Source organism: Alkalispirochaeta alkalica DSM 8900, from assembly GCF_000373545.1.
In the GTDB taxonomy this organism is placed as follows: domain Bacteria; phylum Spirochaetota; class Spirochaetia; order DSM-27196; family Alkalispirochaetaceae; genus Alkalispirochaeta; species Alkalispirochaeta alkalica.
This window is the reverse complement of record NZ_KB891736.1, coordinates 95,212-108,391: the sequence shown is the minus strand read 5'-3', so window position 1 is coordinate 108,391 and position 13,180 is coordinate 95,212. Positions and strand designations below refer to the sequence as shown.

Annotated in this window: 13 protein-coding genes; 2 read left to right on the top strand and 11 right to left on the bottom strand. The window is 60.3% G+C overall.

The annotated features are described in order from the left end of the window. Window positions 1–68 precede the first annotated feature (68 nt). The 3 genes from B071_RS0111660 to B071_RS0111650 all read right to left on the bottom strand — a co-directional run bounded on the left by B071_RS0111660 (window position 69) and on the right by B071_RS0111650 (window position 2,223). Complete coding sequence (locus B071_RS0111660; protein ID WP_018527263.1) at window positions 69–644, bottom strand: hypothetical protein; 576 nt, start codon at window positions 642–644, stop codon at window positions 69–71. A gap of 4 nt (window positions 645–648) precedes the next feature. Further along, the gene (locus tag B071_RS0111655; protein ID WP_018527262.1) at window positions 649–1,269 is read right to left on the bottom strand and encodes an imidazoleglycerol-phosphate dehydratase; all 621 of its coding nucleotides are present in this window, start codon (window positions 1,267–1,269) and stop codon (window positions 649–651) included. 9 nt (window positions 1,270–1,278) lie between these two features. Next, on the bottom strand, window positions 1,279–2,223 hold the full coding sequence (locus B071_RS0111650; RefSeq protein ID WP_018527261.1) for a carbohydrate kinase family protein: 945 nt from the start codon (window positions 2,221–2,223) through the stop codon (window positions 1,279–1,281). Window positions 2,224–2,331: 108 nt separating this feature from the next. Here B071_RS0111650 and B071_RS0111645 point away from each other — a divergent pair, with 108 nt between their 5' ends. Continuing rightward, window positions 2,332–3,399, top strand: coding sequence for a hypothetical protein (locus B071_RS0111645; RefSeq protein ID WP_018527260.1), 1,068 nt, complete (start codon window positions 2,332–2,334; stop codon window positions 3,397–3,399). On the opposite strand, the gene B071_RS0111640 is transcribed toward B071_RS0111645, so the two are convergent. Beyond that, the gene (locus tag B071_RS0111640) at window positions 3,377–4,393 is read right to left on the bottom strand and encodes a DUF1853 family protein (protein ID WP_157703205.1); all 1,017 of its coding nucleotides are present in this window, start codon (window positions 4,391–4,393) and stop codon (window positions 3,377–3,379) included. The genes B071_RS0111645 and B071_RS0111640 overlap by 23 nt on opposite strands. After that, a complete protein-coding gene (gene metH / locus B071_RS0111635) occupies window positions 4,390–8,097 on the bottom strand; it encodes a methionine synthase (RefSeq protein ID WP_026245193.1) in 3,708 nt (1,235 codons plus the stop codon). Before metH ends, B071_RS0111640 begins: the two co-directional genes overlap by 4 nt. Before the next feature lie 47 nt (window positions 8,098–8,144). Here metH and B071_RS0111630 point away from each other — a divergent pair, with 47 nt between their 5' ends. Continuing rightward, the gene (locus tag B071_RS0111630; RefSeq protein ID WP_018527257.1) at window positions 8,145–9,548 is read left to right on the top strand and encodes an alanyl-tRNA editing protein; all 1,404 of its coding nucleotides are present in this window, start codon (window positions 8,145–8,147) and stop codon (window positions 9,546–9,548) included. Between the two features lie 30 nt (window positions 9,549–9,578). On the opposite strand, the gene B071_RS0111625 is transcribed toward B071_RS0111630, so the two are convergent. The 6 genes from B071_RS0111625 to B071_RS17385 are packed head-to-tail and all read right to left on the bottom strand — an operon-like array spanning window position 9,579 to window position 13,144. Then, complete coding sequence (locus tag B071_RS0111625; RefSeq protein WP_018527256.1) at window positions 9,579–11,222, bottom strand: complex I subunit 5 family protein; 1,644 nt, start codon at window positions 11,220–11,222, stop codon at window positions 9,579–9,581. Window positions 11,223–11,224: 2 nt separating this feature from the next. Continuing rightward, on the bottom strand, window positions 11,225–11,578 hold the full coding sequence (locus tag B071_RS0111620) for a sodium:proton antiporter (protein ID WP_018527255.1): 354 nt from the start codon (window positions 11,576–11,578) through the stop codon (window positions 11,225–11,227). Then, entirely contained in the window at window positions 11,566–11,991 is a 426-nt protein-coding gene (locus B071_RS17395) for an MnhB domain-containing protein (protein WP_083914914.1), read from the bottom strand. Before B071_RS17395 ends, B071_RS0111620 begins: the two co-directional genes overlap by 13 nt. Continuing rightward, complete coding sequence (locus tag B071_RS19750; protein ID WP_018527253.1) at window positions 11,978–12,253, bottom strand: Na(+)/H(+) antiporter subunit B; 276 nt, start codon at window positions 12,251–12,253, stop codon at window positions 11,978–11,980. Before B071_RS19750 ends, B071_RS17395 begins: the two co-directional genes overlap by 14 nt. Next, entirely contained in the window at window positions 12,250–12,801 is a 552-nt protein-coding gene (locus B071_RS18625) for a Na(+)/H(+) antiporter subunit B (protein ID WP_018527252.1), read from the bottom strand. The genes B071_RS19750 and B071_RS18625 overlap by 4 nt, the downstream gene beginning before the upstream one ends. Further along, complete coding sequence (locus B071_RS17385) at window positions 12,794–13,144, bottom strand: cation:proton antiporter (RefSeq protein ID WP_438829697.1); 351 nt, start codon at window positions 13,142–13,144, stop codon at window positions 12,794–12,796. The genes B071_RS18625 and B071_RS17385 overlap by 8 nt, the downstream gene beginning before the upstream one ends. Window positions 13,145–13,180: the final 36 nt, after the last annotated feature.

The following is a 13,180-nucleotide window of genomic DNA, read 5'->3' as shown; positions in this document are numbered from 1 at the left end:
GAGGTGCGTGTCCCGTTACCCTTTATGCGGGAAAGCCCTGCCCCCCGACCTTCCACCCCACCCCGGAGCTATCCGAAGCGGTGCTCCAGGGGGATTCCCAGGGCACGGGAGACCTCTTCCCCCAGTTCCTGCAGACTCTCGCGATTCCGGAGCGATTCGGTCTGCACGAGGAGGGATTCTCCCCGCAGGAAACCCTCTTCCGGAGCATCCTCCGGCGAAACCGGCGAGAGTTCAAGAAACAACTGGACGTAGCCGCGCTGGAAAGGGGCGGAGACGGGCCGACGAGACCGGAGCATTCCCCCGGAAGGGGCCGCCGCGTCGGGATCGAAGGGCGCCCGAAGACGGAGAAGGAGTCTCTCGGCCCGGGAGAGCCGGTAACGCCGGGTACGGCCGACGAAGAGAAGCCCCTCCCGGGAGATAATCTCGTCCGAGGAGAGATCGAAACACCAGAACTCCTGGTAGAGCGCGGCCAGAAGAGAGACCAGGGACAGAACGCCAGCGATACTCAGAACCTGGCCGTCGTAGAGCACCACCCCCAGGAAGATCGCTGTGAGGAGCGCAAAGAACACCCGCCATCCCCAGCCAAGACGCAACACGAGCCCCCCCGAGGGAAGGGGCTGCGGTGTCAGCCGATAGATCGTCACGANCCTAGAGAACTCCCTTGGTGGACCGCACAGCCCCCGAAGGAAGATAGGCCTCTCCCAGAGCACGGCCCGTGGCCTTGAAAAGGGCTTCCGCCAGATGGTGACCGTTCAGGCCGTAGCGGCCGATGATATGCAGGTTTATCCGGGCATTCTGGGCAAAGCCGGTAAAAAATTCACGGACCAGAGCCAGATCGAATCTCCCTGCGTAGGGCTGGGGGAAAGAGACCTGGTACTCCAGATAGCTCCGGCCGCAGGCATCGACCACGACCTCCCCCAGGGCATCGTCCATGGGAACCAGGGAGTGGCCAAAACGCTCAATCGGCCCGAACTCTCCGGGAACACGAGCNAAGAGCGTCCCCAGAACGATACCCGTATCTTCAACGGTGTGATGATCGTCTATCTCCAGATCTCCCCTGGCCCTGATCTCACCGGCGAAGCCCCCGTGAAAAAGAAACGCCTGAAGCATGTGATCAAAGAAGGGTATCCCCGTATCTACGGCGATCCCACCCCCGGAAGGAGGCTGATCCCGGGCAGCGCCCCGATCCCGGGAACTCTCGGGCAAGGTGAGGGACGCAAAAATATCGGTCTCTTTGGTGGTTCGGGAAACTTCCAGATGTCGAGCCATGTTCTTCTCCTACCATGAACGGAAGCGCGTCTGGACTTCCGAGAGCCGTGGCGGATCTGCTCCCGCCCGGCTGCAGGTCTTTGCTGCTACGGCCCCCGCAAAACGGAGCATTGCCGAGATGTCGTCCTTTCCGAGCCCGGAAATCGCCCCGGTATCGAGCAAACCGGAATGATGGAGCCAGGCCAGAAGAGCTGCGTGAAAGGAATCACCCGCACCAATCGTGTCGGTAACGGAGGTTTTTTCTGCGGGAACTGCCACGGCGATGTCCCGGGACCAGGCACGAGCACCGGCGCTGCCCTCGGTGACGACCACCAGGGAAGGGCCCTGCTCCAGAAGCGACCGGGCTCCCTCTTCGAGGTTCGGGGAACCGCTCATCCAGAGCAGGTCCTCGTCACTTACCTTCACAACGGTGCTGGCAGCGACTCCCCGGGCGATGCGACGGCGATACTCTTCCTCGTCCGTCACCAGTGAGGTCCGGATATTCGGGTCGAAGGACACGAGACACCGGCCCCGACAGTGCTCCGCCAGGGAGAGAATCGTTTCACCCACGGGATCGGGGATCAGGGCGATCGAACCGAACTGAAGGGCCCGGGTCGACTGGGGGAGTTCCGGGAGATCCCCAGGGAGCACACGCCGGTCGGCGGCTCCCTCGGCGAAGAAGGCATACCGGGCCTCACCACGATCGTTCTTCTTGACGAAGGCCAGAGTCGAGGGGGCCTGGTCGCGCAGAACCAGTTCCGTAGAGACTCCGTTATCCACCAGCCCCTGGACGAGCTGATCGCCAAAAAAATCACGGGAAATTCTCCCGAAAAACGCCGCCGGAGCCTCAAGGCGGGCCACAGCGATGGAAGCATTATAGGGGGACCCTCCGGGAGCGGGGAAAAAGGCGGTTCTTCCGCCAGCGTCCCGGACGGGGATAAAGTCAATCAGGGCTTCTCCGGTATGAATAATCATGTGTGACATGATACGCGAGGATGGGCTGTACCGCAACGGCTGATTACCCGCTATACTTCAGGAGAGATAAACTTTTTTCAATACTGGTGCCGGAAGGAGGATACTACTGTGCCAAGTCATATCAGTCATGCCCTTCTGGCAGAATTCTGCATCACATCGCTCGAAGGCGACCCGCGGAATATCCCTCCCGGTTTTTTTCCCGACACCCCTCACCTGAGATCGCTGGCCGTGCTTGGGGCCCAGGGACCAGATATTTTCCTTCATAACCATCGCAGGAAACCCCGAGCCTTCCGGTACGGCGCCATACTCCACCGAAAGGGAAACGCCCGAATTCTGGCGCACCTGGCGCTCTCGGCGCGAGAATCACGGGAGGAGGCTCCCCGATCGGGGTTCCCGCTGCACCTGAGAGAACTGGCGGCTTTTTCTCTGGGCTATATCAGCCACGTCTGGCTGGACCGCCTGGTCCACCCCTTTGTAAATTATCGTGCCGGCTGGCGAGGGGTTCCGGACAAACATCCCGACAGACCAGCCATGCACGCCTTCCTCGAGCGCATCATCGATGTCCAGCTGTTGCGGCTCCTGCGGAACCAGAGCGTTCAGGAGTATCGCTTTCTGGACCGGATATCACCCCGCCGGCATCAACTGGTTTCTTTCAGAAAATCCGTGGCCCGGGCGATCCAGGACTCCCTCCGCAGCGCCGGCGACGACCAGGAGCTGGAACGGAGAATCGCCAATGCCCTCTACGACAGCCTGAGCTACTACCGCTTCACCGAATCTCCCGGCGCCGATTACTTTGTCCAGGGCCGTGCGCGGGAACGGGCGGGCATCATCACATCGCGGTGGCTTTCGGTCATTCACCCCCCTGAGGAGCTCCTCATTCTGGACGGGTTAAACCTGGACCAGCTCCTCTGGAAACACCCCTGCGACCCCAGCAGAACCAGCAACGCCACCGTGCCGACTCTCTTTAGCAGGGCCATGACGAGAACGCTGGAAGATTTCAGCCTCTGGGCAGCCCTCGCTCTGGGAGAGGGATCGGCGGAGAAGCTTATTGCAAGCCTGGGTGAGGAAAACCTGAATGACGGCATCTCCTGTGACCCTCCCTGCCGCAAGATCCACTGCGAGCCCCTTCCCCTGCTCTCGCTGTATTATCAGATTAAAACTGCCTTTGACAAATAAACCCCCGGGAAAACTCCCTGTCGCCCCGGGGAGTTTCCTCCCGGCCGATAACCAGGCAGGGCTGTCCCGAAACAAACCACGACTCCTGCCGGAGCAGCTCCTCCGGGGAAAAAAGCTCGTCCCGGGAGCGCAGTCCGGTCCGGGAGCTCTCCCGGGATCCCCCCCAGGGCGACCCGAACCAGTGATTTTCCCCGGCCAGCATCCACCGTGAGTCAGACGGAAGACGACGAAGAAAGTCCCCGGGGCTCCCCCACCAGTATCGGGGCACCTCCCGGTCGGGGAGATCCGCTAAAGCGGGAAAGAGTATCCCCCGCAACGAGACCAGGCGACGGTCGGGCCGGGGGATCTTTCGGAGCTCCAGGGCCGCCACCCCTTCGGGGGTCCCCGTTGTTTCCCGCTGGTGGTTGAGCATGTGCGAAACCTTCTCGTCCAGCCGTTCCCTGAAATCTCTCCCGACATAGCGGGAGAGATCTGCGCCTGCCCCGGGTAGTCCCAGATAGTACTTCACCGCCACCTCAAGATGGACGATCTCTCCCTCCCAATCCAGCATGAAATCGATCTCTCCCAGCGAGCGTCGGGAGGAACCTCTCTTGTTGCCCTCCTTCCCGCGGGATCTCCTCTGGAGGCGGTACAGGGGAATATCCATGCCCAGAATCTCCACGGAAGGGTCCATCATAAACCACCAGGCCAGGAGCCCTTCGAAGAGGTGCCCCCGACGCCTTCCTGCGAAGGGAGCGATCCACCGTTCAAGCGGTGAGGGGTCCTCGTCCAGACCCGACAAGAGGGGCCGCACCCGTTCCCAGCTCGCATCCAGGTCCTCTTCCAGCAGCCAGTGGGAGGGGTCGCTCACCAGAAAGGGCCGCTTCCCTTCATTCCTGATGGAGCCGGGGGGCCAGCGGATATCGAGCAGGGGCGCACAGCGGGCAACCCAGACCAGATCACGCACCAGGGGAGAAGAAAATCGGGAAAGCTCTCCGGGCGGTCCAGGCGTCACCGCGAAGGCCCGGCATCGTAGGCCAGAACCGGCGCGAGCAGCCGCTCCGCTTCGGCACGGGAAATACCCTTCCGTGAGGCCCAGTCCTCCACCTGATCGGGCTGGATCTTTCCCACGCTGAAATAGCGACTCTCGGGATGAGAAAAATAGAAGCCGCTGGTGGCCGCAGCGGGAACCATCATGTAGCTCTCCGTAAGGGTAAGGCCCAGCTTTTCCGCCTCCAGAAGAGAGAAGAGCATCTCCTTGTCCTGATGGTCCGGGCAGGGCGGATACCCCGGAGCGGGCCTGATCCCCTGGTACCTCACGGCCAGGATATCTTCCTGCGAGAGATCCTCTGCGGGTGCGTAGCCCCACCAGTTCTTCCTCACCTCCTGGTGCAGCTTCTCGGCAAGAGCCTCGGCGAGCCGGTCAGCCAGGGTCTGTGCAAGAATTGCCCGGTAGTCGTCACCGTGATCGCGAAATCGCTGAACATACTCATCCAGCCCCAGCCCGGCGCAGGTACAAAACCCTCCGATATAATCGGGGATTCCCGACCCTTCCTCTGCCAGATAATCCGAGAGCGAGAGATAATAGGGAACCCGTTCCTTTCGTTTCTGCTGACGAAGTGTGTGCCAGCTGGCGATCACCTCCCGCCGTGATTCATCGCGGTAGATCTGAATGGTATCTCGCTCTGTGGATGCTGCGGGATAGAGAAAGATAGCGCCAGCTGCGCCGATATCACCGGAGGAGATCATCTGATCGAGCATCTCCCGGGCATCGTGGTAGAGCTGCCTCGCCTCGACCCCAAGCCGGGGATCATCCAGTATCTGGGGAAACTTCCCCGGCATCTCCCAGGCAACGAAGAAGAAACTCCAGTCGATATAGTCCCGGAGAGATTCCAGGGGATAGTCGGGAAAATGCCTCACCCCCAGCACGGCTGGTTTGGGAGGGAGATCGGAACGGTCCGGGCGAAATCGCTTTTCCCGAGCCTCTCCCAGGGAGAGAAAGGTCCGTTCCCGGTTTCGCGCTTCCCGCTTTTCCCGTTCTTTCTGGTGTCCCCGGGAGATCTCACGGGCGAAGTCCTGGCGGGACTCGGGAGAGAGAAGATTCTTGACAATTCCTGCCGCGAGGGAGGCGTCCTTCACGTGAACCACCGGGGCCGAGGGGTAGACCGGCGCAATTTTTACCGCCGTGTGAACTCTGCTGGTGGTAGCTCCTCCCAGGATGAGGGGAATCTTCATGCCCTGCCGCTCCATCTCCCGTGCAAGAAAGACCATCTCTTCCAGACTGGGCGTGATCAGCCCGGAGACCCCAACGATGTCAGCCGATTCCTCCCGGGCTGCCCGGAGGATATCTTCGGCGGGCACCATCACGCCGAGATCGATTATCTCGTAGTTGTTGCTCGCCAGAACGACGCTGACAATATTTTTTCCGATATCGTGGACGTCACCCTTCACCGTGGCAAGGACGATCTTTATCCGGGAAGATGAATCATCACCCGAAGCCTTTTCCGCCTCGATAAAGGGCTCCAGACAGGCCACGGCCCGCTTCATCACGCGCGCGCTCTTCACAACCTGGGGAAGAAACATCTTCCCCTCGCCGAAACGCTCTCCCACGATGTTCATCCCCGCCATGAGGGGCCCCTCGATAACCGCCAGAGCCCTGGGGGCCTGCTGTCGCGCCTCCTCTACGTCTTCCTCGATCCATTCGGTAATTCCCTTTACCAGAGCGTGGGCCAGACGGTCTTCCAGCGACGCAGCGCGCCACTCCAAATTCTCCCTTTGAGCCGTCTTGCGGCCGGCGTAACCCTCGGNCAGCTCCAGAAGCACTTCCGTGGCATCCTCTGTCCGGTTCAGAACCAGATTTTCCACAGCATCGCGTAGCTCCCGGGGAATCTCGTCGTACACAGCCAGCTGCCCGGCGTTCACAATTCCCATGGTCATTCCCGCCTGGAGTGCGTGGTAGAGAAAGACAGCGTGAATCGCCTCCCGCACAGCATCCATCCCCCGAAAGGAGAAGCTCACATTGCTCACCCCTCCCGAAACATTCGCGCCGGGCAGGTGTTCACGAATCCATCGCGTGGCCTCGAAGAAATCAAGCGCATAATTCCGGTGCTCCTCGATGCCCGTACCGATGGCGAAGATGTTTGGATCAAAAATGATGTCTTCCGGGGGGAATCCCACCCGATCCACCAGGATACGATAGCTCCTGCGACAAATCTCCCGCTTTCGTTCAACGCTATCGGCCTGCCCCTCCTCGTCGAAGGCCATCACCACCGTGGCGGCTCCGTAGTCGAGTATCTTTCGGGCCTGGTCGATAAAAATCTCTTCGCCCTCCTTCAGGGAGATGGAGTTCACCACAGCCTTTCCCTGGACGCAGGCCAGCCCCGCCTCGATCACGGAGAAGGTGCTTGAATCGATCATGACGGGGACCCGGGAAATATCGGGTTCTGAGGCGATCAGGTTGAGGAACCGCACCATCTCCCGCGCTCCATCGATCATGGCCTCATCCATGTTTATATCGATGATCTGGGCACCCCGCTCTACCTGTTCCCGAGCTACGGCGAGGGCCTCATCGTAGAGGCCCTCCCGGATCAGACGGGCAAACTTTCGGGAGCCCGTAATGTTGGTGCGCTCTCCCACGTTCACAAAACCCGTCGCTTCCGTCACTTCCAGGGGTTCCAGCCCCGCCAGACGCAGGGTGCGGGGGTTTTCGCGGGGCCGGCGGGGTGGAATATCGCCACAGACCTCCACGATCTCCCTGATATGCTCCGGCGTGGTCCCACAACAGCCCCCCACAATGTTCAGAAGCCCGTCCCGGGCCATCTCCCCCACTACGGTGGCCATGTCCCGGGGCGCGTGGTCATACTCCCCAAACTCGTTGGGAAGCCCCGCGTTGGGATGGACACTCAGAGGATGCTCTGCCACGCGGGCGAGTGCCTGAACGTGCTGGCGCAGCTGGTCCGCACCCAGGGCGCAGTTGAGACCTATCGAGAAGGGATTTCCGTGCCGGAGAGAGTAATAGAAGGCCTCTACGGTTTGACCCGACAGAGTGCGCCCGCTCTGGTCCGTGATGGTCCCCGAAATCATCACCGGCACGGGTCGGCGGGCCCTTCGGTTCCAGTCCCCAATGGCGCAGAGGGCGGCCTTTGCATTGAGGGTATCGAAGATCGTCTCTACCAGAATCAGGTCGGCCCCACCCTCGACGAGGCCCTCAAGAGCGTTGGTGTAGTCCCGGGAAAGCTCCTGGAAGGTGATCGCCCGATATCCTGGATCGTTTACATCGGGAGAGAGGGAGAGGGTTTTGCTGGTGGGTCCCAGAACACCCGCCACAAGCCGGGGCCGATCAGGGGTCAGCGCGGTGTAGCGGTCGGCCGCTGCCCGGGCTACCTTCGCGCCCTGACAGTTCAGGTTCCGGACAAAGCCCGGATCATCCAGGCCATAGTCGCTCTGGGAAGTGCTGGTGGCGTTAAAGGTGTTCGTCTCGATAATGTCGGCACCGGCGGCAAGAAAGGACTCGTGAATTTTCTCTATCTCCCGGGGCAGCACCAGGGAGAGGAGATCGTTGTTGCCCTTGAGCTGCCCCGGGATCTCGCGGAAGAGCTCTCCCCGATAGTCATCCTCGTCCAAACCAAGTTTCTGAATGCTGGTCCCCATGGCTCCGTCCAGAAAAAGGATGCGCTCCTGCATTATCTTTCGCAACTTCTGAAATCGATCGTCTCCCATCTTCTGTTTACCCCTTTTCCGGAAGAATGCCTGTACCACGATCAAGTATGACAAAAGGCAGGCACTCTTTCTACCGCCGCCTGTCGGAAGAGGTCGCTCATGGTGTTCCCGGAGAACCCCAGGCTCTCTCGGAGCTCCTCGGGGAGACGGCGTCTTCCGGGCCCTCCTTTTCCGACACCGTGAGGTTCTGGTACAGTGGAGATATGACGGAACACCTCTTTTACCAGGATCCCCTGGCGCGAACCTTCCAGGCAGAAATCAGGGAAATTTCCCGGGACCGAAGAGAGCTGGTCCTGGACAGAACCCTCTTTTATCCCGAAGGGGGGGGACAACCGGGAGACCGGGGTACGCTTCAGGGATTCGCCGTAACGAACACCCGGAAAGACCACGACGGGAAGATCCTTCATATCCTGGAGTCGCCTCTTCCCGAGTACATGCCCGAACACAGGCCCGACTACACACCTGGCGATACGCCCCAAAGGACAGGCGAGAGCATATCGGAGGGAACAATTCTGACGGGAGAGCTGGACTGGAACCACCGCTTTGACTATATGCAGCAGCACACGGGGCAGCACCTCCTCTCGGGCGCGCTATTCCGGATCGCCCGAGCAAACACGGTGAGTGTCCATCAGGGAGCAGAGATAACCACCATCGAGATCGATCTCCAGACGCTCCCCCGGGAAACGCTGGAGGCCGTAGAGGACGAGGTGAATCACCAGATTCGTCTGGACGCACCGGTGCGCACCTTCACGGTGGACCAAAGGGAGCTGGAACACTATCCCCTGCGACGCCCCACCAGCCGTACCGGAACGATACGGTTGGTGGAGATCGAGGGGATCGATCGCGTGGCCTGTGGGGGCGTGCATCTTCCGCGCACAGGGCTTCTGAACCTGGTGCAGACCGTTGGCCACGAGACGATCCGCAACCGTCTGCGCCTGTCTTTCAAGATAGGAAACCGGGCGCTCCGCGATTACCGGGAACGCCACCGGGAAATTACCCGAAGCGCAGCCCTTCTCTCCTGCCATCCCCGGGATCTGCCCCACCGCATCGAAGCGGGCCAGAGGGAGCTGCAGGATCTGCGTCGCGAGCTCCGGCTGCGGACGGAAGCTCTGGCGCGACACATTCTCGGGGCGGCAGACTCCCCCGAGACGCCCCGGGAACTGCTCCTTGAGAAGGAACCCGAGGAACTCCTGAAAGCTCTGGCCGAGGAAGCCTGCACCGATCGACGGCGCCGCATTATCCTGGTAAACCGCTGCGGAGGCGAGGCGCTCTGGGCGATCGTGGTGGGAGAAGACCACCCCTTCCCCCAGGAAGAACTCCGCCGGAAAGTCCTGGCCCCGCTGGGGGCAAAGGGTGGCGGGAAAGCACCGCTCTGGCGCGGCGTCCTTCCCGAGGCATCACCCGAGAGGATCCGGACCATGACCAGAGCGTTCCTCGACCTCTGGCCCTGACAGCCCCCGGACCGGCCCTGGGACGGCCTCCTAGGCCACGAGGTAGGCGTAGCCCAGAAGGGCAGCAAAAAAGAGCGTCATGAAAACCGTGACCTGGTTGAAACTGAATTTGAAGATCCGCACCGCCTGAAGAACCTCCCCCATGCGGCAGACCAGGAAGCGGTAGGTCAGGAGCGCCAGCACCAGAGTGGCCGCAAAAAGCGCGATCTTTTCCGGGGCCAGCGCGCCTCCTGCAGGGATCAATGGCCCGAAAAAGAGCTCCACCGCAGCACTCCCGAAGAGACCTCCTGCCAGACAGGCCCCCCCGAAAAGGAGCGATACCGTGGCTACGTAGGGATCCCGGGGCGAAGGAGGCGTTGCCGGCGGAGGACCCAAAAGAATGGTGGAGTATTTCACAAAGGAGAGAATCGTGCCAAAGTTGATCAGATACAACCCCAGCTCGGCGGGGCTGCCCTGAAGCCCCTGGTGAATGAAGTACTTGGAAATGCTCCCGTTAAAGAAGGGAGCACCCGTGATCCCCAGAACCCCTGCGATGGTGGCGATCCCCAGAGCTGGCATCCGTCTGAAGACACCCCGAATCTCGGCGTAGGAGCGGGTGCCGTACTCCTCTATGATGATTCCCGCCGTGAGAAAGAGAACTCCCTTGAAAAGAGCGTGGTTAATCATGTGATACATACCGCCCCAGAAGGCAGTCTGAGACCCCATATTCAGTCCCATGACGATCAATCCCACCTGACTCACCGTGTGATAGGCCAGAATGAGCTTGATATCCTTCTGGGCGATCGCCAGAAGAAAGCCCGCCGTGGAGGTGAGAAAACCCAGCACCATGAAAAAGAGCTCCGCCTCCACCAGGGGCTGAAAGACCTGGCCCAAACGTACCAGCAGATAGACTCCTGCCTTTACCTGAACCCCCGAGAGGACAGCCGAAACGATCGCCGGGGCGCTGGCAGCGCCATGGGCACGAGGGAGCCACCCGAAGAGCGGCAGAAGCGCCGACTTGAGAGCCACGGCGGTCATGATGAGCGCATAGGGAACCAGCCCCGCCCGGGGATCGTCGAGATCCATCAGCCTGAGGTGAATCTCCTGAAGATCCAGGACCCCGGTAAGGCGATAGAGATATCCGATCCCCAGGAGCATGAACGCCATGGCGATAAAGTTCATCATCAGGTAGAGCATGGCGTCGTACACGGCCTGCTTCTCCTGTTTGTACATGATGAGAATCGCGATAGAGAGCATTCCCAGTTCCATGAGGACGTAAATATTAAAGATATCCCCGCTCAGGAAGATCCCGAGGATAGCCGCCTCGAGAACCATGAAAAGAAAGAGGAAGGTCTTGTCCCGGTACGTTCCCCGGGTACTGAAGAGAAAGGCCCCGGTAAAGAAGACCGCAGTCAGAAGCACCCAGGGGGTGGAAAGCTGATCTGCCCGCAGCGTGATCGCCACGGGGATATGCCACCCGGCCAGACTCTGGACCACCGACCCGCCCCAACGGACCTGCCGGAAGAGAAGCACCGCCACCAGCGTGAGGACCCCATTGGCACCCAGCAGAATGTTCTGATACCAGGCGCGGGGAAAGGCGAAGGCCAGGGCAGCAGCGATTACCGGAAGCAGAACAATTCCGTGGAGGGGTATCCAGAAGGGCCCGCCCGGGGCCAGAGAACCGACAACTTCCATGGCTACTTCTCCAGGCGCCTGATAAGAATTTTCCAGTCTGCCGTACCGTACCGGTACGCTACCCGCATATACATGGCCAGACACATAGCGACAACGGAGACACCAATAACGATCGCCGTGATCATCAGCGCTTGGGGAAGGGGATCAGCCATTTCCGAGGGGTGGGCCCCCGAGACGGGAGGTCGTGCACCACTCTGGTGGTTAACCATCATGAAAAACGTGATCGCCGCCACGTCCATGATTCCCACGGACATGATCGTCTTGATGATATTGCGCTGGGTCATGGCCCCGTAGAGCCCCAGAAAAAAGAGCGCCACCGCCAGATCGGCCACGGTCAGGGATTCTATAAACGCCATGTTTTTCCGGTCCCCTCAAAAAAGGCGAAGCGCAAGACCGCCACCCCGACACCGAACCCCACCTGGACCCCGATGAGCAGATCCATCACCGTCAGATAGAGCGGGCGAATCCGGGGATAACTGTGAAGGAATCCCGGAAAAAGCACCACCGCAGGAGCAACCAGAATAAGAGCCAGAAAAATTCTCTGGTACCGGTGGAGTTCCTCGCTGTTTATGTCCTCCCGGGGAGAGACCACGTAGCGGGCCACCAGGAGTGTTGCCAGGACACTTCCCCCCTGGAATCCCCCTCCCGGCGTATAGTGACCGTTGAGAATCACGTAGAACCCCAGAAGGAGCATAAAGGGATAGAGAAAGCCGATCACCACCTGAAGAACGATGGACTGTTCGGCCAGATCGGAGCTATTCATCGGCATCGCGCAACTCCTTGGAAGTGGGCAGGAACTGTTTCATCCCGATGATCGCGGTCAGCAGAATCAGGGCTTCGAACATCGTATCGTACATGCGGTAATTGAGAAGAATCGCGGCGATCGCATTGTGGGCCGCCGTGTCCCTCTCGAAAAAACTGGTGATGTACAGAAAAATCGAGGGCTCCAGCTGTTCCTGATGAAGGGTTCCCACGGCGGTCACCCCGGCAAACACGGTTAAAACCAGCAGGGCTGATAAAAAATACCTCACCCTTCCTCCTCGGGGTCGTAGCGGACAACCCGGACACCCGCTTCGGTACCGTGAATCCGGAACATCAGTTCCAGCTCTTCCAGGGCGAAGGTATCACGGGACCCGTAGAGGACGATCTCGTCCTGTTCTTCCACGATAACCAGGTCGAAGGAGTCTCCCCTCAGAGCCTCGTCCAGGGTTGCTTCGGAAAAAACCACCTGGGGTTCCATCTCGCGCAACTCGAAAAAATGCCGTATTTCCCGGAGCGCGCGACTTCTTTCCAGGTAGTTCACGTAGGCGTCGGTCATGCGGTACCGGTGGCCCTCGGCCAGTACCGCGATGGTATAGACCTTGTTTCGCTTCAGGGCCGCCAGATACAGGAGCGTCACCAGGCCGCTTCCGATCACCGCCTCGGCAATGGCCAGTTCCGGTGCGGCGTAGAGAACATAGAGAAAGGCTCCCAGAAGCGAGAAAACCGCCAGATAGATCACCGCCCGCCGCAGGAGCGTGCTGTGAATAGCCAGGGCTGCAAAGACCCCCATGAGGAGAATCGTTCCTGTCTCAATCACGGAAGTGATCCCCCGTGGTGGTCTGATCTGCTATCGTGACCGGCCTCCCTGGGGACGGCACCGGATCACCCGGTGCCGTGACCGTACGGGTCCGGTAGCCGCTGATCCAGGCCGAACGGACGATCGCGTGGGCGCCGGCAGAAACGGTGAGGAGCTCGAAGAGGAGAATCAGCAGAAGCTTCAGCGAGACCGGGGAGAAACCGGTCAGAATACTCGCCCCGGCGATNACGGTCATGAACCCCAGGGCCTCTACCTTGGAGGTCACCACGATCCGCGCATAAAACCCGTCGAGACGAAGCACCGCGTAGACACCAAAGAGGGTGATCAGAAGACCAAGAATCATGATTGACTTTCCCAGAAGGGGAATCAGCTCCAGCAC